Consider the following 23,149-nt stretch of genomic DNA (forward strand, 5'->3'; position numbering starts at 1 on the left):
GCACGCCACCCTTGGACGCGGAGTACGCGATCTGCCCGATCTGGCCCTCGAACGCGGCGACGGAGGCGGTGTTGATGATGACGCCGCGCTGCCCGGACTCGTCGACGGTGTCGGTCTTGGCGATGGCGTCGGCGGCGAGGCGCATGACGTTGAACGTGCCGAGCAGGTTGACCGTGATGACGGTGCGGAACAGTTCGAGGTCGTGGGGGCCCTTCTTCGACAGGATGCGCCCGGCCCAGCCGACGCCGGCACAGTTGACGACGATGCGCAGCGGCAGACCCGATTCGACGATCTTCTCGATCGCGGCCTGGACCTCGTCACCGCTGGTGACGTCGGTGGCGAGGAGGGTCACGCCGTCGGGGACGTTGTCACCGGCGCGCTCGATGGACTGCTGCAGGTCGAGTCCGAACACGGTGGCTCCGGCGTCGGCGAGACGCTTGGCGGTGGCGGCGCCGAGGCCCGAGGCCGCTCCGGTGACCAGTGCGGCGGTTCCCTGAATTTCCACAGTTCGCATCCTTACTTTCCCGGCGACCTCCGTTGGCCGACCCTGGTGACCTGCACCATAACGCCCGCTCGCTGTGACGGCAGCAGCGAGGGAAACGTGGTGGGCGGGGGACCGGGTAGTTTGTCTTCTCGCGCGGATCAGGGGACGCGCAGGACCGTAGGGGGACGGATGAGCGAGGACCGGCTCGAAGTGGATCGCGACGCGTTGGTGCGGTGCATCGCCGCGTGCGAGGTGTTGGCGGCCGACATGCAGGACCTGCGAGAGCGAGCGCATCGCGAACTTGCGCCCGAGAGCTTCGGTCTCGGTGAAACCCATCTGCGGTCGGCGGCAGACCTGGCAGCCCGGTTCCGGGCGACGGCGATCGGCGGCCCGGGCGTCGCCGTCGAGAACTCGGCGGTCGGGGCGTTCGCGGCGCACGAGCGTTACGCGCTGGATCTGAAGGCGACGTTCGAAGCGGCGCTGGCCCGGTACGACGAGCAGGACGCGGCGACGGCACACCGCCTCGAGCAACTCTGACCACTCGCGTCAGTGAATGTGCGCCTGCCAGTCCGCCGGAACCCGAGGAGCGGGACCGGGGACGGTCTGGTCGATCGGATGATGTTGCGGCGGGGCAAGATCGGGGCCTTCGAAGGCAATCTCGGTGGCGTAGTTCCAGAACCAGTTCTCGCCCGGTTCGAAACTCCGCACGACGGGGTGCCCGGTGTCGGCGGCGTGCTTGGTGGCGTGCTGTTCCGGGGAGGAGTCGCAGCAACCGACATGGCCGCACTGCGCGCACCGGCGCAGGTGCACCCACCACCCGCCGTCGCTGTCGCACTCGGCGCACCCCTCTCCGCTCGGCGGCACGCTCGGGTCGATTCCCTCCAGCTCACCCATCTGAGGCTCCTTCTGCTGCTGCGACTTCGGGTTCGATCGGAATGCGGACCTGGAACCGGGTGTCGCCCGGTTCGGACTCCACGCGCAGGTCGCCGCGATGTTTCTTCACGACGATCCGCCACGAGATGTCGAGGCCGAGTCCGGTTCCCTCACCCACGGGTTTCGTCGTGAAGAACGGTTCGAAGATGCGCGACCGGATCTCCTCGGGCACACCCGGTCCGGTGTCGCCGATCTCGATGAGGGCCATGTCGCCGTCGCGGCGGGTGCGGACGGTGAGGGTGCCGTGGCCGTCCATGGCGGCGACGGCGTTGTCGATGAGGTTCGTCCACACCTGGTTGAGTTCCGCGGCGTACGCCGGGATCTGCGGCAGCGTCGGGTCGTACTCCTTCACCACCATGACGGAGTCGCCGATCTTGCGGCCGAGCATCACCAGCGAGCTGTCGAGCAGTTCCCGCAGATCGACGCGCTGGTAGGGGGCACGGTCCATCTGCGAGTACTGTTTCGCTGCGTTCACCAGGGTGGAGACCCGGGCGGTCGAGTCGGCGATCTCGTTCATCAGCAGTTCGGTCTCGATGGTGTAGTTGAGCCAGCGGATCGCGCTCTCGACCATCGATTCGTCGTCGACGCTGGCGACGATCCGCTCGAGCCACGGCACGTCGAGCCCCGCCTGCACGAACGTGGGCGCCAGGTCCCAGCCCCCGGAGACGCCGTGGTCGTCGAACCAGTCGCCGAGTTCGTCCTCGCGGTCGGACGCTTCGAGCGGGGTCAGCGTCGGCGCCTTCGCGACCAGTTCGGCTGTTTCCTCCTGCAACCGGATCAACGTGGCCAGCGCCTGCCGGTCGTACACGCCCGAGGCGATCACGCTCAGTTTCTGCCGCATGTGCGACACCCGGTCGCGCAGCGACGCCGTCGCCCGGACCGCGGCGGCCGCCGGGTTGTTGAGCTCGTGCGTGAGCCCCGCCGACAGCGACCCCAGCGCGAGGAGGCGTTCCCGCTGATCGACGACCTGCTTCGCGTTCTGGTTGCCGAAGAACAGCCCCTCCAGCAGGTGCACGGCCATCGGGAACCATTCGCGCATCAGCTGCCCGAAGCGGTCGGCGTCGAGGACGAAGAACTTCGACGGGGCGGTGACGCGCATCGACGCGGTGTACGTCTGGGGTGCACGGTCACCGAGATACGACTGCCAGGCCCCGGAGTACACGCCGCGCTGGGACGTCCGGCTGAACTCGATCTCCTCGCCGCCCGACAGTTTGCTCAGCACGAGCTCGCCTTCGATCAGCACGTAGAAGCACGTCGCGATCTCACCCTCCGCGAACACGGGGCCGGGTTCGATCAGTTCGACGTGCCCTTTCTCGCAGAGCTGCTCGAGCTGGTGGTCGGTGAGCTTCTCGAAGAGGAACAACGTCCTCAGCTCGGGGGGATTGCACGGGAGTTGGGTCATGGTCTGCCCCTGGTCACGGTTGGCCGATGTAGCGGTGGACGAGCATCACGGCCATGGCGCCTTCGCCGACCGCCGACGCCACCCGCTTCGCCGATTCGGAGCGCACGTCACCCGCCGCGAAGATCCCCGGGACGCTCGTCTCGAGGTGATGGGGGAGACGGTCGAGGGGCCAGCCGCTCGGCGGTTTCCCGTCGACGACGAGGTCGGGTCCGGACACGACGAACCCGTTCTCGTCCCGGGCGACGACGCCCTCGAGCCATTCGGTCCGCGGGGCGGCGCCGATGAACAGGAACAGGAACCCGGCGTCGACGGTCTCCTCGTCGCCGGTCGCGTTGTTGCGCAGCCGGACCTTCTCGAGGTGACCCTCGCCCTCGACGCCGATCACCTCGGTGCAGGGCCGGACGCGGATGCGCGGGTTCCGTTCGATCTGCTGGACGAGGTAGTACGACATCGAATCCTCGAGCGACTGCGCCCGGACGACGATGGTGACCGACCGGGCGCCCCGCGACAGGTAGACCGCCGCCTGTCCGGCGGAGTTGGCCCCGCCGACGATGTAGACGTCCTGGTCGGTGCAGCGGGCGGCCTCGGTGACGGCGGATCCGTAGTAGACGCCGCGACCGGTGAGGTCGTCGACTCCGGGAGCGGGGTGCCGCCGGTAGGAGACGCCGGTCGCCAGGATCACCGTGTGTGCGTCGATGGTGTCGCCGTCCGCGAACCGGACGGTCCGCGCCGATCCGTTGACCTCGAGCGCCACCACGTCGCGGGTGGTGATCAGTTCGGCCCCGAATCGGGTGGCCTGCCTGCGGGCCCGTTCGGCGAGCTGCGCGCCGGACACGCCGTCGGGGAAACCGAGGTAGTTCTCGATGCGGGAACTCTGACCCGCCTGCCCACCGGTCGCGGTCCGTTCGATCAGGGCGGTGCGCAGACCCTCCGAGGCGCCGTAGACGGCGGCGCCCAGGCCGGCCGGTCCGCCGCCGACGACGACGAGGTCGTAGAAGTTCTCCGACGGGTCGGTCCGGAGTCCGAGATGCCGTCCCAATTCGGTGTCCGACGGCTCCACCAGGCATTCGCCGTCGGAGCAGATCACCACGGGCAGGCGCCGGCCGTCCTCGCCTGCGGCGGTGAGCAGCCGCCCGCCCTCCGGCTCGTCCGACATGTACCAGCGGTACGACAGCTGGTTGCGGGCCAGGAACTCGCGCACTTCCGAGGACCGCGGCGCCCAGCGGTGACCCACGACCTTCGTCTCCTCGGCGGGGTGGTGATCCGAAGACGCCCACGCCTCGAGCAGGGCGTCGACCACCGGGTACAGCTTCTCCTCGGGCGGGTCCCACGGTTTGAGCAGGTAGTGGTCGAGGTCGATGACGTTGATCGCCTCGATGGCCGCGTCGGTGTCGGCGTAGGCCGTGAGCAGCACGCGCCGCGCGACCGGATACAGGTCCATGGCCTTCTCGAGGAACTCGATCCCGCTCATCGACGGCATCCGGTAGTCCGCGAGGATCGCCGCGACGGGATCCCCGCGCAGCTTCATCTGCTTCATCGCGTCGAGTGCGGACTCGCCGGATTCGGCGCGGATGATCCGGTACTTCTCACCGTATCGGCGCCGCAGATCGCGGGCGACGGCGCGCGAGACCCCGGGATCGTCGTCGACGGTGAGAATCGCAGGCTTGCCGCTCGCTACGGGATGGTTCACACACGCCCTCTCGTCCGTGAGAACTGCGAGGTACTCCAAGGCTTCCGAGTATTGCCCGAGGGCGCGTCTTTGTCGACCGGGTTCAGTCCTGGTGCTGCATCTGTTCGGGTTCTGCCGCGGCACCGCGGCGGCGCCGGGACCACACTGCGCGACCGGCCGCACCGGCCAGCGCCAGAACGACGACGGCGGCGCCGGCGATCGGTCCGGCCACGTTGCCGGGGAGCAGACCCTCGAGCAGCAACCAGATGCCGAAAGCGAAGAACAGAACGGCCGCGCCGATGCGGATGACACTCTCGGGCAGATGCTTACCCAGCACGGCGCCGACGACGATGGCCAGGGCGTCGGCCGCGACCATGCCGACGGTCGAGCCGATCCACACGCCGATGGTGTCGTGGTCGGTGGCGAGGGTGATGGTGGCGAGCATGGTCTTGTCGCCGAGTTCGGCGAGGAAGAAGGCGGACGTGACGGCCAGGAACGCCGAGCGGGTGGCCCGCCCCGCCTTGAGCTGCTCGTCCTCGCTGAGGTCGTCGCCGCGCAGCGTCCACGCACCGAAGATCAGGAAGGCCGCACCGCCGACGATGCTGATCGCCGCGGTCGGGAGCGCTACACCGAGGTAGTGGCCGACGGCGACGGACACCAGGTGGACCACGGTGGTCGCGACGGTGATGCCGGCGATCACGACCCACCAGCGGTAGCGCAGGGCGAACGTCATCGCCATCAGCTGGGATTTGTCTCCCAGTTCGGCGACGAAGATCACGCCGAAGCTCAGTAGTGCGGCGGTCAGCACGGGCATCCTCCTCCTGTGGTCGGTCGGAGGATGACGGGTGGATTCCTCCGGCCTGGCAGACGCGGGTACGTCTGTCCGGCCGAAGGTCTCGCCCACCGGCGCCGGGTGATCCGGCGGCGGTTCGCCAGGCCGGGTCCGGTGCGGTGAAGCAACGAGCCAGTATGTCGACACAGGCGATTGGGGGCTACTCCCCTTCGATGCCCGTAACGTTAGCGTGACTTATTTGAAAAGGCAAAGGCGGCAATAAGTTTGGGGCACCGACCGCAGAAACTTCGGGTACCCTCACGAGGCCAGCAGCATGGCCAAAACGGCAGTGTCGGGATCGCTGATCGGGTCGATACCGACCCGGCTGACCATGGACGTCACCGTCCCGTCCGCTTCTGCCTCCACCCACGCCGCCCGGTGTTCCAGCCCCAGGTGGGGGAGGCCGGGGAGCAAGACACAGCCCGACGCGGCGCCCGCGCACTCCGGGAGCGACGGGGTCGTCTCGGACGGCGGGTGCAGCATCATCAGCGCCGGCGGCTGATGATCCGCGAAGCGGCCGGGAGCGAGCGCGAACTCCCCGAGAACTGTGCCCTCGGCCACCACGAGGCCGACGGTCTCGGGCTCGGGCTCCTCGGGCAGGTCCTCGTGCGCGCCGAAGACGGTCGTGGTGTGGAGCAGCCCCGGAACGCACGCCACCCGCACGGCGAGCGCGAGCAACTGGGCCCATTCCTTGGTGGTGTCGGGCCAACGCCCGGAAATGACGAATCCCCGCAAAGTACCCGCGGCCTGGAAGGGCGAGATGCCGATGTAGCCGTCCCTGTTCATCTCTGCCTCCTCGGTGTGATGACACGCTTCGAACATGATTCGTTCTGCACACCTCGTTGGGTACTTGAAGAATGCGCCCGACAGTGCCTGGCACACAAGAGCAGGGGAGTGCTAACGGGTCTTCACGCGGGCGAACATCTCAGAGAATCCTCAGAATGGTCACAATGTGCCGCTACGAAAGCCACCTACCCTCACCGGAATGACCTCTGAGCGCGCACGGAATTCCGCGAATCACGCCCGAACCGAGTCGACGCGAAAGGTCCTCACTTCGCGGCGCGTCGCCGCGGCCACCATGGCCGGTCTGGTCCTGGCGTCCGCGGGGGGACTCGGGTACATGTTCCTCGGTGACAGCGCGGCAGACAGCCGGACCGTGGCCATCGTCAACACCGACGCCGGCGCCGCCGTGGACGGAAAACCGGTGCGTGCGAGCGACACCCTCATCGAGAAACTCGAGGCGAACGAGGCCTTCGACTGGAAGGTGGTCGACGCGGACGCGGCGGCGGACGGCGACTGGTTCGCCACGGTGACCGTGCCCGAAGACTTCAGCGAGGCGGTGTCCTCGGTGTGGGGCGCGAAGCCACGGCAGGCGACCCTCGACCTCGACGTCGCGGGTTCCGACACCGGTGCGTCCGAGGAACTCTCCGGAGTGGTGTCGTCCCAGATCGGCGCGGACGGCATCACGGATCTGCTGGCGGACATGTCCTCGTCGCGGACGCGGTTCCAGCAGGCGGGAATGACAGCCGGGTTCCTCGCAGCCGGCACGGCGGCGGCAGACGATGCGGCACAACAGCTCACAGAGGGCGCCGACACTCTGCTCCCATATCTCGAGAAGGCACGCTCCGGCTCGGTGCAACTGCTGGGCGTCGCCGACCAGGTGGCGGGCGTGGTCGACCAGACGTCGGGAACGGCCGACGACCTCGCGGACCGGTTGAGCGCGCTGGGGCTGACGCTGGGCGAAGCGAACGACAGCGCCACCCGGATGCGCACCGGAATCGACGAGACGATCCGCGTTCTCGACGCCACTCCCGTTGCATCGGACGTGGTCCCGTCGCTCCGGCAGGTCAGTGCCGACCTCGATCTGTTCTCCGCACAGCTGGGTTCGGTGCCCGGTCTGCTGGGCGGAGGAGTCGGCCCCGACACGGACCTGGGCGAACTCGTGCGCGTTGCGATGGGTCAGCTCACCGACGCCAGCAATCAGCTGAGCAGCGGGGCACGGCAACTGAACGACGGTATCGTCCCGATCGCCGATCAGGCACCGGAGATGCTCGAAGGTGCCACCTCGCAGATCGTCGACGGGTTCGCGAAGCTGAAGACGTTGTCGGGGCAGCTGTCCACCGACCTCAACAACGGTGTCGCGGCGATGCCGGTGCGCACGGCGGCTCAGCAGAACCAGTTGGCGACGGTGCTCGCCGAACCGGTCGCGGTGACCCGCACACTGTCCGCGCCGTCACCGATCCTCACCGCCGAGCACCTCGCCGTCGGCTTCGGGATCACCACCGTGCTGCTGGCGGGTGCCGTCGTGTGGATGGGCCTGCGGCGCAGGGCTTGACCGTCAGCGGGCGTCCTGGATACGACGCCACGGCGTGGCCTGCTCGAGCTCGAACGCCAACTCGAGCAGCGTCCGCTCGTCGCCGTGGTCGGCGGAGAAGTGCGACGCCAGCGGCAGGCCGCGGGACGTCTCGTGCAGCGGCAGCGAGATGGCCGGTCCGCCCGAAGCATTGTTGAGCGGCGTGAACGCCGTGTAGGCGATCAGCTTGTCGAACAACTCCTCGAAACTCTGTGTCGGCGAGAGGTATCCGAGCTCCGGCGTCGTGTGAGCCAGGGTGGGCGACAGGATCACGTCGTACTTCTGGAAGATCTGCGCGTACTCACGGTACGTGCGCCGCAACCGGTAGAGCACCCGCGGAGTCTTCGCGATGTTCCTGCGGTACATCGCGGCGAGTCCGCGCGTCAGGTTGTCGGTGGCGTCGCGGTCGAAGTCCGGTCCGAGCATCCGCTTGCCGTTGCTGGAGATGACGAACGACAGGAATCCCCAGTAGATGCAGAAGTCTTCGACGAACGAGGAGTTCACCGGCATCGGGCACTCCTCGACGTGGTGCCCGAGGTCGGCCAGCAGATCGGCGGTCGCGTGGACCGACTTGCGCGTCTCGTCGTCCGTGCGGGAGGCGGTGACCGAATCGACCACCAACCCGACCTTCAGCCGGGTGCTGCTCGGCCCCTCGACCAACCGGATGGGTGGCAGCGCCGGATTGCGGTAGTAGCGTTCGGCGGACGCCATCCACCGTGCGGTGTCCCGCACCGAGCGGGTGACGGCGCCCTGCGCGATGATCCGGATCGGCAACGTCTTGTCCATGGCGTCGGGGACCGTCCGCCCGCGGGACGGTTTCAGGCCGACGAGCCCACACGCGGCCGCGGGTATGCGGATGGAGCCGCCGCCGTCGTTGGCGTGCGCGATCGGCACGACACCCGAAGCGACGAGTGCGGCCGAACCACCCGAGGACGCTCCCGGCGAGAAGGCGGGATTCCACGGATTGTGCACGGCCTCGGCGTCCATGAACTCGGTGGACGCGCTGAACCCGAACTCGGGGAGCCGGCTCTTCCCCAGCGAGAGCACACCTGTGGACAGATATTGCGTGACGAAGTCGCTGTCGACCCGGGCGGGCTGTGCGGCGAAGGCGACGCTGCCGTGCTGCGTGGGCAGGCCCGCGACGTCGACGTTGTCCTTGACGACGGTCGGCACCCCCGCGAAGGCGCCCTCGTGTGGGCGGTCCGCTTCCGTCAGTGCACGGTCGAAGTCGGCGAATGCCAGGGCGTTCAGGGCGGGTCCGACCGACTCGGCGCGCGCGATCGCCGCCTCCGTCACCTCGCGGACCGACACCTCTCCCGCGGCGATCCGTGCCGCGAGGCCGGTGGCGTCGAGGTCGCCGAGCGCGTCGTCGCGGAAGGCGTGGACGACGGTGTCGTCCCGGGCGGGGTTGCTGAACTCGGTCACTTCCGAAGCCTATTGGACGCTCGGCCTGCTCGGAAGGAATTCCGGACCCGAAACGAGCACGGGCGCACGGACACACCCGAGAGTGGTCCGTGCGCCCGTGGCTGCGGAGAGGAAACTAGACGATCAGGCCCGCGGTCTGCGTGCGTGCCTTCTCGAAACGAGCGGCAACGTCCGCCCAGTTCACGATGTTCCAGAAGGCCTTGACGTAGTCGCCCTTGACGTTCTGGTAGTCGAGGTAGAAGGCGTGCTCCCACATGTCGAGGAGCAGCAGCGGCGTGAGGCCGATCGGGATGTTGCCCTGCTGGTCGTACAGCTGGACGATGAGCAGGCGCTGGCCGATGGAGTCCCAGGCCAGGATGGACCAGCCGGAGCCCTGGATGGCGTTGGCGTTGGCCGAGAAGTGGTTGCGGAACGCGTCGAAGCCGCCGAACTGGTCGTCGATCGCGGCAGCGAGCTCACCGGTCGGCTTGTCGCCACCGTCGGGCGAGAGGTTGTTCCAGAAGACCGTGTGGTTGGTGTGGCCGCCCAAGTGGAAGGCGAGGTTCTTCTCGTGCAGGTTGACCACGGCGGGCAGGGTGTCCGACTCGCGGAGCTCGGCCAGCTTGTCGAGGGCCGTGTTGGCACCGGTCACGTACGCGGCGTGATGCTTGTCGTGATGCAGTTCCATGATCTTGCCGGAGATGTGCGGCTCGAGAGCTGCGTAGTCGTACGGGAGTTCCGGCAGCGTGTAAACAGACACGAGGGTCCCTTCATCTATGGGCGTGTGAGCCCTTGTGTTTCCGGGTGCCGACGACACGTGGGCACGCGTCTGACACCCGCCTTTGGCGAATCGTTCTCGGGTATATACCCAATCTCATTGGTACACCCTGCGCAACAGTTGGGGTCACCGAGCGATTCCCTCACAGGAAAGTTCGGGCACCCGAAAAAATGCTGACGAGGTGACACTGGATGTCGTGAGAATTCGTCCGACCGGTGAACGGAACCTTAAGCTGACGCGATGCCTTCGCTGATACCTGTTGCAGATTCGCATGCGGCCGCGCCGCGTGTGGAGCTCACGGGCGCGAATCTGCTCCGCTTCTTCGCAGTTCTGGCCGTGATCTACTCGCACATCTCGTTCTATCTGATCGACGACCTCGGAACCGGATGGTGGTTCATCGACGTCGTCTATCAAATCTTCATCGAGAGGGGCGGTCTCAACCAGCATCTGTCCTTTCTCGGGGTCGCCGTCTTCATGATGCTGACCGGGGTGTTGATCACCCGTTCGGCCATTCGTCACGAGCCCGGGCAATTTCTGTTCAACCGGCTCGGACGAATCCTGCCCGCATTCTGGGTGGCCGTTCTCGCCGCGATCGTGCTCGTCCGCCTCGGCATCAACGGCATGTTCAGCGGCCAGGACGGGGTGTCGAATGTCGACGCGGCCCTGAGTTTCGTGCTCGGCGGCTTCTTCCTCAAACCCGAGGTGGCGGTTCTCGGGGTCACCTGGACCCTCGCCGTGCAGATCTTCTTCTACCTCGCCTGCGTGGCCGCGCGCCCCGTGCTGCGCACCCTGCCCATCGCGATGCCGATGGCCGGCGCCGCGGTCTGCGCGCTGATCCTGCTCTACAACCTGTACGCGCCGCAGCCGTACACGGTCCCGATGCTGTCCAAGATCGCCGCGACGCTGCCTGCCGTGTTCCTCGGGCAGATCATCTACCTCGGCTGGGCCCGGCTCGCGGACTGCCGGTGGATCGTCGTCGCCGGGCTGGCCCAGGTGGAGGTCATCCGCCTCGCCACCGACTTCCGCGTGTACTGGGCGGGCGATCACTACCTCTGGACGTTCGCTGTCGTCACCGCGTGCGTCGTGCTGGTGGGCCGGTACGACGGTCCCGCGGCGCACTGGGCCGTCGTGCGGTGGACCGCGACGCGCAGCTACGCGATCTACCTCGTCCACACCCTGATCCTGTACCGCGTGTACGAGCACACGGTCGGCTCGTTCGGCGAGACCGGGGCGGTGATCGCATTCCTCGTGGTGACGGCACTGGTGTCGGAGGCGATGTACCGGTGGGTGGAGGTCCCCGCCACGGGGTGGGTGACCGCTCGCGTCGAGCGGATGCGCAGACAGTCGGCGCTCGCGCGGGAGACCACTCCGGCACCGCGCGTAGCATCGAATCATGTCTTGGTACGACGAGCTTCTGGGTCGAGCAGCCGCTAAGTCCGTGATGGTCACCGCCGAGGACGCCCTCCCCGGCCGCAGTCAACCGATTCCCGTTCCGGCGACGCACTTCGTCAACGGTCACCCCTTGCAACCCCCGTTCCCCGAGGGCATGCAGACCGCCGTGCTGGGCATGGGATGTTTCTGGGGCGCCGAGAAGGAGTTCTGGCAACTCGACGGCGTCTACACCACCGCGGTGGGATACGCCGGCGGCTACACGCCCAACCCCACCTACGAGGAGACCTGCTCCGGTCGCACCGGTCACACCGAGGTCGTGCTCGTGGTCTTCGATCCGAAGGTGATCTCGTACGCCGAGATCCTCAAGGAGTTCTGGGAGAACCACGACCCCACACAGGGCATGCGGCAGGGCAACGACCAGGGAACGCAATACCGTTCGGCCATCTACACGATCGACGAACAGCAGGTGGAGATCGCCGAGGCCACCGGTGAGGCCTTCGAGAAGAGGCTCGCCGACGCTGGATACGGGGCGATCACCACGGAAATCGCCCCGCTCACGCAGTTCTACTACGCCGAGGACTACCACCAGCAGTACCTCGCGAAGAACCCCGGCGGTTACTGCCCCGTGCACGCCACCGGCGTCAGCTGCCCGGTCGGTCTGCTGAAGCAGGACGAGGTCCCGGCGCAGACCGACATCCTGCCGCCCTCGTAGTCCCTCCCGGTCTCAACCGCGGGTCGCGGACCATGTGAGCACCGCGGACGCCGCGATGGCGCTGACGGTGCGCACGTGGTTCCACCCGGTCCATCCCGACACGTAGTCGCGCCAGTACGCCGCCGAGTCGGCCGCGGTGGGGTCGATTTCGTCCAGCGCGTTGTTGTGCGGAACGTGGTAGACGATGGTCAGCACGATTCCCACGAGATACAGCGCGCACGCGATCACCGCGTAGACGGCCGAACCGTCGTGCCGCACCACACTGACGACCGCGAGCACGATCGACGTCAGTGCGGTGCCGAACAGCGCCGTCATGAACCAGAAGTTCGGCGCCTCGCGGTTGATCGCCTGCATCGCCGCGATGCCCTGAGCCGGCTCCAGGCGACCGAGCCCGGTCATGATGAACGTGGAGAACGCGAACATCACGCCGCCCACCACGCCGGCACCCACCGCCGTGACGATCGTCAGATAACGCTCCATTGGTCAGACCCTCCAGACACCGGCCGCTGCAGCGGCGCGGACGTAGTCGGTGAAGTCGCGGGGCGCGCGCCCCAGTGCGCGTTCCACCCCGTCGGTGAGTGACGCGTTGCGCCCGTCCAGTACTTCGTCGAACAGGTAGGTGAGCAGGCCGATCGCGTCGGACGGTACCCCCTGCCCGGCCAGCGCCGTCGAATACTCTTCCGAAGTGACTGGGGTGTACCGGATTTCACGACCCGTTGCCTTCGCGATCTCGGCGATGGCGTCACCGAACGACAACAACCGCGGCCCGGTCAGTTCGTACAGTTCGCCGGCGTGGCCGTCCCCGGTCAGAGCGGCGACGGCGATCTCGGCGAGATCGTCCGCGTCGACGAAGGGTTCGAGCACGTGCCCGTCGACGGGCAGTGCGAGGTCGCCCGCAAGCAGTGAGTCGAGCATGAAGCTCTCGCTGAAATTCTGGCTGAACCAACTGGACCGGAGGATCGTCCACTCGGCTCCCGCCTTGCGGATCGCGAGTTCGCTGCGCTCCGCCTCGGCTTCGCCGCGACCGGAGAGCAGGACGAGTCGCCGGGCGCCGTTCGCGACGGCCAGGCCCGCGAACTCCTCGACGACCTCCGCCGCTCCCGGCACCGCGAGATCCGGGTAGTAGGCGATGTACACCGAGGTGGTTCCTTCCAGCGCGGGCCGCCACGTGTCCCTGTTCTCCCAGTCGAACGGGGGACGGCCGGAGCGGGAACCGCCCCGGGAAGGTACTTCCGCGGCGGCGAGCCGGGCGAGGACGCGGCTGCCGATCTTGCCGGTGCCGGTGAGGACGAGTGTGTGCGGTGTCGTTGTCATGTCTTTCAGTCAAGACGGCGACGCCGAGACTTTCCATGGTTGAAACCCGCTGATCCATACGCGAGCGTCTACGGTGGATGCGTGGATCCCCTCGCCGGTCTCATCAGTGGTCCCCGCGCCGCAGGCGCGTTCGTGCTCCGCTCGATCATGGAACCGCCGTGGTCGCTGCAGATCGACGACCACGCGCCGCTCAGCCTCGTCGCGATGGGCCGGGGCGAGGCGTGGATCCTGCCGCACACCGGCGACCCGGTGCAGCTCACCGAGGGTGACGTCGCGATCGTTCGCGGACCCGAGCGCTACGTCGTCGCCGACCATCCGGACACCCCGCCGCACGTGATCATCAACCCCGACCAGAGCTGCACGACGCTCCGCGGGGAACCGCTCGCCGAGGCCATGGACCTCGGCGTGCGCACCTGGGGAAACAGTGCGGACGGCCGCACGGTCATGCTGACCGGGACGTACCAGACCCCGGGCGAGATCAGCATGCGACTGCTGACCGCGCTCCCGGAACTCGTCGTGCAGCGCCGCGCCGACTGGGACTCGCGGCTGGTCACCCTCATGCACGACGAAGTGGTGCGGGACGAACCCGGACAGGAAGCGGTGCTCGACCGTCTGCTCGACCTGCTGCTGATCGCGGTGCTGCGCGCCTGGTTCGCGCGGCCGGCGGCCGAGGCGCCGTCGTGGGTGCGGGCGCAGAGCGACCCGGTGGTGGGCAAGGCGATGCGCATCCTGCAGAACAACCCCTCCCGCCAGTGGACGGTGGAGTCGCTCGCCGCGGAAACCGGCATGTCGCGGGCAGCCCTCGCGCGACGATTCACGGACCTCGTCGGCGAACCGCCCATGACATTCCTCGCCGGCTGGCGGCTGTCCCTGGCCGCGGATCTGCTCCGCGAACCCGACGCCACGGTCGCGTCGGTGGCCCAGCGGGTGGGGTACGGGAGCGGATTTGCGCTGAGTGCGGCGTTCAAACGCGTGCGCGGAGTGAGCCCCAAGGAGCATCGTGAGATGGCGGGGAGCAGATGAGTGTATTACGGCACAGTGCCGAAAGACACACCGGATTGACTTGATCTTGTTTGCCTTGCGTACGACCCTGGATGGTAGGGAATTGTCGGCGAGAGGACCGGATCCGGAATGTGGAACAACTCTCAAGCACGGGGGCTGCGTAAGCGGTCGGCCCGTCAGCGGCACAACCCGCTACTCCGGCGCTCGGACCGGATCGAGAACATGCTCACCCTCGCGGTCGTGGTGCTCGCGTTCGCGATGCTCCCCCTGGCCATCCTCGTGGGTGCCCGGACCATCGACAGTCAGCTGACGCTGGCGGAGAAGCAGGTCGCGGACTACCGCACCGTCTCCGCCACCACGCTCGCCGACTCCACCGGCGTGTCCGTCACCTCCGACGTCGCACCGTCGGGCGTCGACACCGCCCCCGCCAAGTGGACGTGGGGCAACGAAACCCGCCACGCCGACATCACCGTCGACCCCGCCACGCCTTCGGGAACGAAGGAAGACATCTGGGTCAACGCCGACGGCAACCTCACCACCGAACCGATGTCGCCGTCCGCGGCACGAGTCGCCGGTGTGATCGCCGGCCTGTTCACCTGGTTCGCGGTGATGATGATCGCGCTGTCCGGCTTCCTCATCTGCCGCGCCTCCCTGAACCGCGCCCGCGACGCGCAGTGGGACCGCGACCTCCGACAGTTCTTGGATTCGACCACCCGGCACTGAGCCCGCTCAGCTGATCGAGCCCCTGAACTCGACCGCCTGCTGCGCAGCCTGCGTGGTGACGGCGATGTCGGCGACCGGGTAGACGTGGAACTCGAAGAAAGGTCCGAATTTCGTCGGACCGTCCAAGATGTCGTTCGGGTCATCCGCCTCGACGAAGGCGAATCCCCCGGTTCCGTCCAGGCGACCGAGGAAATGATGGAAGGTCGCCCCTTCCGCCGGCGTCCATCTTGCGAACACTTCCAGGCTCCGCCGCGCAGCTGCCTCGTTCTCGGCAGCGGACCCACCGTCACGCAGCGTCCAGGTAATCACGTACTTCATTGCACCCTCCCGAGGGCGTGCCGGGTTCAGCTCGCAGGGACCGCGCCGAGCTGCTGAAGGAATCCGAGTGTGTCCCACACCTGCCAGGTCTCGGCGATCTTGCCGTCGGCCAGACGATGGATCGAGATCGCGTTCATCTCCTCGTAGAATCGACGCACTACCGCTTCTTCCGCAGAACCCATGACAACCTCCGGAGCACTCGAGTGACACGGCCGTTCCGGCCGTACTTCGAGCTTTCCACCGGTGGAAAGGGAACGGAACGTTGCTGAGCACGCCGAATGACCCGGGCAGTCGTCGAGCGGAGGGGTGATGGGCGCGGAGTCCCGACTACGTGATCTGGGGCTGGTGCTGCCCCGCGCCGTCCAGCTGCCGCCGGGGGTGGAGTTGCCGTTCAGCTGGGTACGCGTGCACGGCCGCAGAGTGCTCGTGTCCGGACACGGGCCGCTCGCCGAGGACGGCACACCCGCCGGACCGTTCGGCTCCGTTCCCGCCGACGTGTCGGCCGCCGACGCCACGCACTCCGCCCGGCTCACCGCCCTCGCGGTGCTGGCAGGGGTTCGCCGCGCGGTGGGCGATCTCGACCGCATCGGTGCGTGGCTCACCGTCACGGGGTTCGTCAACGCCGAACCGGGCTACGACCAGACGACCGCGGTGCTCAACGGGTTCTCCGAGGTAGTGCTCGACGTATTCGGCCCGGACGTCGGCGACCACGCCCGGACGGCGATCGGGGTGGCCGCGCTGCCCCTGAATCTTCCCGTCGTCGTGGCCGCCGAACTCGAGCTCGCCTAGCTCAGTTGCGGAACGACCTCACTGGCGACCAGTTCCAGGTGGTCGAGGTCGCTGAGATCGAGGGTCTGCAGGTAGATCCGCTGTGACCCGGCCTCGGCGTAGCGGCCGATCTTGTCGACGAGCTCGGCGGGCGACCCGGCGAGTCCGTTCTCCCGCAGCTCGCTCACTTCGCGTCCGATGTTCATGGCGCGTGTCGCGATCTCCTCCTCGGTGCGCCCGCAGCACAGGACGAGCGCGTTGGAATACACCAACTCGGTGGGGTCGCGATCGATGGACTTGCACGCGAGCCGGACCCGTTCGAACACGTCCCGCGTCTCGTCGACGGACTGGAACGGGACGTTGAATTCGTCCGCGTACTTCGCGGCCAGGGCGGGCGTCTTCTTCTTGCCGGTGCCGCCGATCAGGACGGGCGGACCCTGCGGCTGCCGCGGCTTCGGGAGCGCGGGCGAATCCTTGACCGTCAGGTGCGTCCCGTCGTAGGAGAAGGTCTCACCGAGCGGAGTGCGCCACAGCCCCGTGATCACGGCGAGGGATTCCTCGAGCCGCTCGAAACGCTCCTTCAGTGGCGGGAACGGGATGCCGTACGCCTGGTGCTCCTCCTCGTACCAGCCGGCGCCGATGCCGAGGTCGACGCGGCCGCCGCTCATCTGATCGACCTGCGCCACCGAGATCGCCAGCGGTCCGGGATGCCGGAACGTCGCGGACGTGACGAGGGTGCCGAGACGGATCGTGGACGTCTCGCGTGCGAGACCCGCCAGCGTGATCCACGCATCGGTCGGTCCGGGAAGGCCCTCGGTGTTCATGGCCAGGTAGTGATCGGACCGGAAGAACGCGCCGTATCCGAAACGTTCGGCGGCCTGCGCCACCGCCAGAAGATCGTCGTAGGTGGCACCCTGCTGGGGTTCGGTAAAGATTCGCAACTCCATGTGAACCACTCTGCCCGATCCGTGATCGGTACGCTGATTTCATGGCGAAGATCCCACTGAACCTGCCGAAACCGCTGGCCGACAAGCTGCCCGACGCGTTCGGGGGCAGCATCGCCGGCGTGGTGCCGGTGGTCCGGCTGCAGGGCATGATCGCGTCCGGCGGAGCAGGTTTCGGGCGCGTGCTGAGCGCGGAATCCGTCGAGGAACCGCTGCGCCGCGCGTTCACCACGCACGGTGCGAAAGCGGTGGCGCTGCTGATCAACAGTCCCGGCGGGTCGCCGACGCAGAGCGAATACATCGCCGCCCGCATCCGTCAGCTCGCCACCGAACACGAACTGCCCGTGCTCGCGTTCTGCGAAGACGTCGTCGCGTCCGGCGGCTACTGGCTGGCCTGCGCGGCCGACGAGATCTACGCGACCGCCACGTCGGTGGTCGGCTCCGTCGGTGTGATCTCGGCGGGCTTCGGGTTCTCCGAACTGATCGACCGCCTGGGCATCGAACGGCGGCTGCATTCGGCCGGCGAGGCGAAGGCCCGCCTCGACCCGTTCTTCGCGGAGAAGTCCGAGGACGTGCAGTGGCTCGAACAGATCCAGGAAGGTATCCACGACGAATTCCGCGACTGGGTGGTCGGCCGCCGTGGGGACAAGCTGAAGGCGGACGGGGCCGAGCTGTTCAACGGCGACGTCTGGCTGGGGCGCCGCGCCGTCGAGCTCGGCATCGTCGACGGGATCGGCACGCTGCGCGAGGTGGTGGAGAAGCGGTTCCCCGACGCCACCCTCGAGATGACCGGGCCGCGCCGCTCGTTGTTCGCGAAGCTCGGGCTGCCCGCCGCGAGCTGGGACGAGGTGGCCGCCGCGATCGTCGGTGCGGCCAGTGCCCGCGTCGCGTGGTCGCGGTACGGGCGGTAACTACTTCGGCACGACTACCCCGACCGGGCCCGCGCCGATGCACAGCGACAGGTCCGGGGTCAGGGTGCTCACCCGCACGCTCTGACCGCCGCCGGTGAGCCGCACGAACACCGAATTCGGGCCGCGCTGCACCGGCACCCGCACCGGGCTGCCGACCTCCATCGCGACGGCGATCTCACCGTCCGCGGTGGCCATGTAGTTGAGCTGCGCAGTCCACTCCCAGCCGGTCAGCGGTCCGTCGAGGGGGAGGGACACGAAACTGCGCTGATCCACCAGGTTCCCGCAGTCCGGGACGGGTCCGGGCTCGATCGCGCGCACCCACGTGACCTGGGCGTCGACCACCGAACCGTCGTCGTCGATCATCCGGAGGTCGGGGGTGCTGTCGGAGAACTCGGGGCGGTCCCGCAGCGGGGCGAACACCCGGCTCACCAGATTGTTCGGGTACGCCACCGGCAACAGCACCCAGATGGACGCGGGCTGCTGGAGGATCGGCGCGTCGTCCCGTTCGGCGAGCGACGCACGCGCGGTCGCGAGGTAGGCCGTGGTCGGGTTCTCCTCCCAGCTGCGGGTGAACGTGTACGTCGACCACAGGCTGCTCGCGACGAACGCGACCACGGCGGTGACGGCCACCAGCGGCCGCACCCGGACAGGGTCGGCGCGTCGGCGGGGTGCGCGGGCGATCACCGCGACGGCGATCGCGAGGATCACGGCGGTGTCCGTGAAGTAGCGCAGCGTCTGCGCGAGTTCGTAGGTGGTGTCCGCGCCCCACCGGGTGACGACCATCGCCGTCACCGACAGCAGAAAGTACGCGGCCGTGAGGATCCACACCCAGCCGATGCGGCGCTTCAGCCGGACCGTCGTGACCACCGCCGCGACGAGGACCACCCAGCCGACCACCTCCAGCGCCGTCGACGGGGACGCCCACGGGGGACTCGGAATCCACCGGTCCCACGTCCACGGCCCACCCACGAACGTGGGCAACAGCCCGAGCGACGTGCCGTGGTGGAACAGTTCGAACGCACGCGACGCGCCCGCCCATTCCCACTGCGACGCGACGGTCGAGAAATAGAACGCCGTCCACACCGCCAGCACCGCCGCCGACGAGACCCAGAGGGCCGCACCTCGCCGCAGCGTCGACCGCACCGGCCGCTCCCGCTCCCCGACGTACGCGAGCAGCGCCACGGTCGCGAACGCGACGAACGGGACCACGACCGACTTCTCGAAGAACAGCAGCGACGCGATCAGCACGAGCGTGCCCGACACCGCGTACCGCCGCCGCCCGGTGCGGCACAACTCGAGGGCGTCGCGCGCCACCCACGCCAGCGCGATCTGCAGCGGCAGTGCGTTGAGCGCCGCCGCCCACCACGCGAACGCCGGCACGGTCAGCGGAGAGAACAGATAGATCGCCAGCGGAACCAGCAGGACCGGACGTGGCCCGAGGATCGTGCGAAGCAGCCGGAAGACCGCATACGACGCCACCGCCTGCAGCGCGATCATCGTCAGCATCGGCAGGATCCACTCGTACGGCGCCAACCGCGTCGCGATACCCGCCACCAGGAAGGCCCCGGGCATGAGGTGACCGTCGTGGTCGTAGAGCAGCAGGTCGGCGGAGAGCAGCGGGAGGCTTCCGCCGCGCCCGGCGAGGATCAGATCGTCCCAGTAGAAGTCGCTGTTCGCGGCCACCCACGTCCGCACGAGAAGTTGCACCACGACGAGGGCGGCGGCCACCTGGAGGACACGGGCGGGCCCGAGGTGCCACCGCGATCCGACGTCGTCCGTCATCGTTTTCCGAGATTACAGATCAGGTGGAACCAAACCGCGCCGGGCTGCGTCAGATCAAGTGTCGGGGCATTTTCGCCCCGGCACAGGTGGGGGAGACGACGGCCGGTCCGGAGTTCTCGGGTCGCTTCGCGGGCGATCCGAACTGGAGGGGTAATTCCGGGCCGAGCCGTCGGCCACCGAGTGGTGATTGTTCACCGAGCTGCGATGTCAAATTCATCCACCGTTGTGGACCGTTCATCCGAAGCTGTCAACAATCACGGATTCGCATGCGCTCTGACCTGTGTATGAGCACTCCTCACACTGTCCATAACTGTGTATGAACCTGTGGAAACTGTGGATAACTCGGCATTTTCCGTGGTGCAGCTCACACATTCTCCCCAAAAAGGACGATTCGGTCGTGGGCTGCCCGCATTCGCGGGTCGTGACAGAATCGGCAATGTGAAGTGGGTGCGGAGGGGATGAGCGTCGTCGTTCAGGTGTGCGCGCGATGCGCGGCTCGGTGGCCGGTCCTCGGCTCCCCGGCGCAGTGGTGCCCCCGCTGCCACGGTGTGCTGCTCGCCCCCGTTCGCACCGACCAGCACCAGCCACCCGCGAGCCGGGGATTCCACTGGATCGCGCGATCCCCGCTGCGGCGGAGCGGCCTCGCGGCCGAGCCGTCGGCGCCGAGCCCCACCCCGCACTACACCGAGATCCCCCGCTGGGGACTCCACGATCACGTCGAGACCGCCTCCGCGCGCCGCGACTGGCCGGAACTGCTCGCCGGCAAGGCGGCCTTCTTCCTCACCCTCACCGCCGGTCTGTACGCGTTCGCCGTGTTCGCCGAACTGGGCCGGTACGCCGTGCTCCTTCGCAACCGGACCCGGCTGATCGATCCCACCCTGCTCGTCGTGTCCGACATCGCGGTGTTCCTCGGCCAGGCCGGCGGGATGCTCCTCGCGCTGCTGTCGGGCATCGGCGGTGTGTGCTGGTTGCTGCGGATGCGTCGCCGCACGTTCGCCCGTGCCAAGACGTCCGACCCGCGCACCCCCACCGAGGTGATCGTCGGTTGCGCGGTGCCGGGCCTGAACCTGGTGATGCCGGGTGTGTACCTGCTCGAGGTGATTCGCCGCGACCCCCGCGCCGTCCTGCTCGTCCGGGCCTGGTGGAGCCTGTGGGTATTCGGCGCGGTGCTCGTCGTCTTCAACTGGTTCTGGCGGTCCAGGCCCGGACTGCAGGCCATGGCGGACGGTGTCCTGCTGGCCGCCTTCACGGCGCTGGTCGCCTCCACGACGGCCGTACTCGCACTGATGGTGCTCCGACGACTCGAGGGCCGGACGCTGAAGGGTGCGAAGGAACCCGTCACCCGCTGGGTGATCGCCACCGACCCGCCGCCGCAGAAGGACGCGGAGAAGGCTGCCGAGAAGTCCGCCGAGAAGACTCCCGAGGCCAGCGACCGGGAAGCCGTCGCGTCGTGAGCCCCGACCGGCGCGGACCCCTGGTCGTGGCGCACCGCGGCGCATCCGCGGCCATGCCGGAACACACGCTCGCCGCGTACGAGCTGGCGCTGGAAGAGGGCGCGGACGGACTGGAATGCGACGTGCGGCTCACCCGCGACGGCCACCTCGTGTGCGTCCACGACCGCACCGTCGACCGGACGTCCACCGGAACCGGCGTCGTCAGCGAGATGACCCTCGAAGAGCTCGCGGAATTCAATTACGGCACGGAAGACGAGCCGGCTGAACTCCTCGAGCTGAGTGCGCTGATCGCACTCACCCTGGACTGGTCGGCGCGCCCGGTGAAACTCTTCATCGAAACCAAGCACCCCGTGCGTTTCGGCGGCCTCGTCGAGAGCAAGGTGCTCGCCGAACTGCAACGCTTCGGCATCGCAGCGCCGCCGTCCGCCGACCACTCCCGAGCCGTTGTGATGTCGTTCTCCGCCGGAGCGGTGTGGCGGATCCGCCGGTCGGCGCCGATGCTCCCGACCGTCCTGCTCGGCGAATCCGCCCGGTACCTCGGCGGGGGAGCCGCGACCACCGTCGGCGCCACCGCGGTCGGTCCGTCGGTGAAGACGCTGCACGAACACCCGGACATCGTCGACAAGGCCGCCGCCGCAGGACGAGCCACCTACTGCTGGACCGTCGACAACCGCAGCGACGTCGAACTGTGCCGCGAACTCGGGGTCAGCTGGGTGGCCACCAACCACCCCGGCCGCACCAAGAAGTGGCTGGCGTCCTGACCGGACCGGCGTCGGCGTGTAGGTTTTGGCGTCGTGGCAAAGAAGAGCAAGAGAAACAGTGGTCCGAAGCCCGGTAGTGCCCGCGCCGAGAAGCTCGCGCAGCGGCAGGCGGAACGGGAGAGCGCCGCAGCGGCCGTGACCCGGCCGTTCGAAGGCCTCGCCGCCGAATGCGATCTGGTGGCGCTGCGCGAGTTCGTCCCGTCGGCGACCGCCCCGCTGCCCGTCAAGGATTCGTCCCGCCCGGTGACCCTCGCGACCGTGCTGCCCGGTGCTGTCGCGGCGCTGGTCCGCGACGAGGGCGACAGTGCAACCGGGTTCGTCGGTGTGCAGGTCCAGGCGCATTCCGCGGATCTCGGCGCCGATCTGGCCGCGTCCGTCGCCTGGGTCCGTGACGCCGCGGCCGGTGAATCGCTGGCCTCCGCCAACCCCGGATCCGACACCCCGGCACTGGCCGACGTGATCGACGCGGACGCACCGCTCGACATCACCGTGCACCAGGATTTCAACTGGTGGATTCCCGAAGGCGTGGAGCCGGCCCCCGAGGTCGCGACCACCGTGCAGCACGCGAATGCGGCGATCATGCCGTCCGCGCGCGTCGAGGCCGAGGGTGTCGTCGCGGCGTGGTGGGTCGATGCGGGCGAGAAGGCGCACATCCGCTGGGTGCGCCCGGAGAACGAGGACGATCTGATGCTGGCCCTGGCGCGCGTGCACGCGACCGGCGGCCTCCACCTCGGTGAGGGCTCGCGCTACGCCGGGTCGTTCCGGACACACGGACTGCTGGTCCCGGTGTTCGACCTGGACCGCGAAAAGCACGCGAACGAGTGGGCCGCCGCCACCGTCGAACTCGGTCAGCGACTCGCCGAAGCACTCGCCGTCGACGCGCCGCTCACCACCGAGGAGCGACGCGCCCGCGACGGACTGCGTGGCCGTCAGGTCACGTTGCGATAGGCCCTTCGGGCCCGTGCGCCTTTCTGGTAGCAACCACAACCAGAAAGGCGCACGGGCGGCGGAGCCGCCTAGATGGAACCGCCGGCTGCGTGCGGTGCCCCGGACGTGTCTGCGGGGCCGCTCATCTCACGTGCGACGAACTCCTCCAGGTCGAACAGGTTGCTGCCCGCGCGGTCGGCGATGGTCAGCAGCGTCGTCATGCTCGCGACCTCCTCGACCTGCTCCTTGAGGAACCACTGCATGAACTGCTCGCCGAGGTAGTCGC

The 23,149-nt window shown here is 68.2% G+C and carries 25 protein-coding genes and 1 pseudogene; 11 read left to right on the plus strand and 15 right to left on the minus strand.

Annotated elements, in window-relative coordinates:
• Positions 1-505, minus strand: a 505-nt coding sequence (locus QM693_RS36585) for an SDR family NAD(P)-dependent oxidoreductase (RefSeq protein WP_283354747.1), incomplete at its 3' end; no start/stop codon positions are given.
• Positions 506-673: 168 nt separating this feature from the next.
• Between QM693_RS36585 and QM693_RS36590 the strand changes: the two genes are divergently transcribed.
• Entirely contained in the window at positions 674-1,021 is a 348-nt protein-coding gene (locus tag QM693_RS36590; protein WP_283354748.1) for a hypothetical protein, read from the plus strand.
• 9 nt (positions 1,022-1,030) lie between these two features.
• Here QM693_RS36590 and QM693_RS36595 read toward each other — a convergent pair whose 3' ends face one another.
• The 5 genes from QM693_RS36595 to QM693_RS36615 form a co-directional block, all read right to left on the minus strand.
• Positions 1,031-1,378, minus strand: a complete 348-nt coding sequence (locus tag QM693_RS36595) for a UBP-type zinc finger domain-containing protein (protein WP_280781919.1) — start codon at positions 1,376-1,378, stop codon at positions 1,031-1,033.
• On the minus strand, positions 1,371-2,819 hold the full coding sequence (locus QM693_RS36600) for an ATP-binding protein (RefSeq protein ID WP_283354749.1): 1,449 nt from the start codon (positions 2,817-2,819) through the stop codon (positions 1,371-1,373). The genes QM693_RS36595 and QM693_RS36600 overlap by 8 nt, the downstream gene beginning before the upstream one ends.
• A 13-nt stretch (positions 2,820-2,832) precedes the next feature.
• A complete protein-coding gene (locus QM693_RS36605; protein ID WP_280781916.1) occupies positions 2,833-4,509 on the minus strand; it encodes an NAD(P)/FAD-dependent oxidoreductase in 1,677 nt (558 codons plus the stop codon).
• 82 nt (positions 4,510-4,591) lie between these two features.
• Positions 4,592-5,302, minus strand: coding sequence for a TMEM165/GDT1 family protein (locus tag QM693_RS36610; RefSeq protein ID WP_016884395.1), 711 nt, complete (start codon positions 5,300-5,302; stop codon positions 4,592-4,594).
• Between the two features lie 276 nt (positions 5,303-5,578).
• Positions 5,579-6,106 (minus strand): hypothetical protein, encoded by a 528-nt coding sequence (locus tag QM693_RS36615; protein WP_005248897.1) that lies wholly within the window; start codon positions 6,104-6,106, stop codon positions 5,579-5,581.
• A gap of 199 nt (positions 6,107-6,305) precedes the next feature.
• Between QM693_RS36615 and QM693_RS36620 the strand changes: the two genes are divergently transcribed.
• Entirely contained in the window at positions 6,306-7,655 is a 1,350-nt protein-coding gene (locus QM693_RS36620; protein ID WP_283354750.1) for a YhgE/Pip domain-containing protein, read from the plus strand.
• 3 nt (positions 7,656-7,658) lie between these two features.
• Here QM693_RS36620 and QM693_RS36625 read toward each other — a convergent pair whose 3' ends face one another.
• A complete protein-coding gene (locus tag QM693_RS36625; protein WP_283354751.1) occupies positions 7,659-9,098 on the minus strand; it encodes an amidase in 1,440 nt (479 codons plus the stop codon).
• A gap of 115 nt (positions 9,099-9,213) precedes the next feature.
• Positions 9,214-9,837 (minus strand): superoxide dismutase, encoded by a 624-nt coding sequence (locus QM693_RS36630; RefSeq protein WP_012691075.1) that lies wholly within the window; start codon positions 9,835-9,837, stop codon positions 9,214-9,216.
• 258 nt (positions 9,838-10,095) lie between these two features.
• Between QM693_RS36630 and QM693_RS36635 the strand changes: the two genes are divergently transcribed.
• Both QM693_RS36635 and msrA read left to right on the plus strand, forming a co-directional pair.
• Complete coding sequence (locus QM693_RS36635) at positions 10,096-11,289, plus strand: acyltransferase family protein (RefSeq protein ID WP_280781912.1); 1,194 nt, start codon at positions 10,096-10,098, stop codon at positions 11,287-11,289.
• Entirely contained in the window at positions 11,249-11,959 is a 711-nt protein-coding gene (gene msrA, locus QM693_RS36640) for a peptide-methionine (S)-S-oxide reductase MsrA (RefSeq protein ID WP_105414062.1), read from the plus strand. Before QM693_RS36635 ends, msrA begins: the two co-directional genes overlap by 41 nt.
• Positions 11,960-11,971: 12 nt before the next feature.
• Here the strand turns inward: msrA and QM693_RS36645 are convergent, their stop codons facing one another.
• Both QM693_RS36645 and QM693_RS36650 read right to left on the minus strand, forming a co-directional pair.
• Positions 11,972-12,439 (minus strand): anthrone oxygenase family protein, encoded by a 468-nt coding sequence (locus tag QM693_RS36645; protein ID WP_283354752.1) that lies wholly within the window; start codon positions 12,437-12,439, stop codon positions 11,972-11,974.
• A 3-nt stretch (positions 12,440-12,442) separates the two neighbouring features.
• The gene (locus QM693_RS36650) at positions 12,443-13,273 is read right to left on the minus strand and encodes a Rossmann-fold NAD(P)-binding domain-containing protein (protein ID WP_283354753.1); all 831 of its coding nucleotides are present in this window, start codon (positions 13,271-13,273) and stop codon (positions 12,443-12,445) included.
• A gap of 81 nt (positions 13,274-13,354) precedes the next feature.
• Between QM693_RS36650 and QM693_RS36655 the strand changes: the two genes are divergently transcribed.
• Both QM693_RS36655 and QM693_RS36660 read left to right on the plus strand, forming a co-directional pair.
• A complete protein-coding gene (locus tag QM693_RS36655; protein WP_037228289.1) occupies positions 13,355-14,296 on the plus strand; it encodes an AraC family transcriptional regulator in 942 nt (313 codons plus the stop codon).
• Between the two features lie 108 nt (positions 14,297-14,404).
• A complete protein-coding gene (locus QM693_RS36660; protein ID WP_009477090.1) occupies positions 14,405-14,998 on the plus strand; it encodes an Rv1733c family protein in 594 nt (197 codons plus the stop codon).
• 6 nt (positions 14,999-15,004) lie between these two features.
• Here the strand turns inward: QM693_RS36660 and QM693_RS36665 are convergent, their stop codons facing one another.
• Positions 15,005-15,316 carry a DUF3303 domain-containing protein gene (locus QM693_RS36665; protein WP_005562556.1) on the minus strand — a complete coding sequence of 104 codons (312 nt, stop codon included), beginning with the start codon at positions 15,314-15,316 and terminating at the stop codon, positions 15,005-15,007.
• A 26-nt stretch (positions 15,317-15,342) separates the two neighbouring features.
• Positions 15,343-15,498, minus strand: coding sequence for a nuclear transport factor 2 family protein (locus tag QM693_RS36670; RefSeq protein ID WP_283332616.1), 156 nt, complete (start codon positions 15,496-15,498; stop codon positions 15,343-15,345).
• A 127-nt stretch (positions 15,499-15,625) separates the two neighbouring features.
• Here QM693_RS36670 and QM693_RS36675 point away from each other — a divergent pair, with 127 nt between their 5' ends.
• On the plus strand, positions 15,626-16,105 hold the full coding sequence (locus QM693_RS36675) for a RidA family protein (RefSeq protein WP_280781906.1): 480 nt from the start codon (positions 15,626-15,628) through the stop codon (positions 16,103-16,105).
• Here the strand turns inward: QM693_RS36675 and QM693_RS36680 are convergent.
• Complete coding sequence (locus tag QM693_RS36680) at positions 16,102-17,031, minus strand: LLM class F420-dependent oxidoreductase (RefSeq protein ID WP_105414055.1); 930 nt, start codon at positions 17,029-17,031, stop codon at positions 16,102-16,104. The two genes, QM693_RS36675 and QM693_RS36680, sit on opposite strands and share 4 nt — an antisense overlap.
• Positions 17,032-17,072: 41 nt before the next feature.
• On the opposite strand from QM693_RS36680, the gene QM693_RS36685 reads away from it, so the two are divergent.
• Positions 17,073-17,939, plus strand: coding sequence for a S49 family peptidase (locus QM693_RS36685; RefSeq protein WP_283354754.1), 867 nt, complete (start codon positions 17,073-17,075; stop codon positions 17,937-17,939).
• Here QM693_RS36685 and QM693_RS36690 read toward each other — a convergent pair whose 3' ends face one another.
• Positions 17,940-19,721 (minus strand): hypothetical protein, encoded by a 1,782-nt coding sequence (locus QM693_RS36690; protein ID WP_283354755.1) that lies wholly within the window; start codon positions 19,719-19,721, stop codon positions 17,940-17,942.
• A 458-nt stretch (positions 19,722-20,179) separates the two neighbouring features.
• Here QM693_RS36690 and QM693_RS36695 point away from each other — a divergent pair, with 458 nt between their 5' ends.
• From QM693_RS36695 to QM693_RS36705, 3 genes are read left to right on the plus strand one after another with little or no spacing between them, the layout of a single operon-like run.
• A complete protein-coding gene (locus QM693_RS36695; RefSeq protein ID WP_283354756.1) occupies positions 20,180-21,175 on the plus strand; it encodes a DUF4328 domain-containing protein in 996 nt (331 codons plus the stop codon).
• Positions 21,172-21,936, plus strand: coding sequence for a glycerophosphodiester phosphodiesterase (locus tag QM693_RS36700; RefSeq protein WP_037228268.1), 765 nt, complete (start codon positions 21,172-21,174; stop codon positions 21,934-21,936). Before QM693_RS36695 ends, QM693_RS36700 begins: the two co-directional genes overlap by 4 nt.
• A gap of 33 nt (positions 21,937-21,969) precedes the next feature.
• Positions 21,970-22,884, plus strand: coding sequence for a DUF5926 family protein (locus tag QM693_RS36705; RefSeq protein ID WP_120659927.1), 915 nt, complete (start codon positions 21,970-21,972; stop codon positions 22,882-22,884).
• Between the two features lie 68 nt (positions 22,885-22,952).
• Here QM693_RS36705 and QM693_RS36710 read toward each other — a convergent pair.
• Positions 22,953-23,149 (minus strand): annotated as a pseudogene (locus QM693_RS36710) (ferritin); the annotation flags it as partial.

The organism is Rhodococcus sp. IEGM 1305 (assembly GCF_030058635.1).
GTDB lineage: Bacteria > Actinomycetota > Actinomycetes > Mycobacteriales > Mycobacteriaceae > Rhodococcus_F > Rhodococcus_F opacus_D.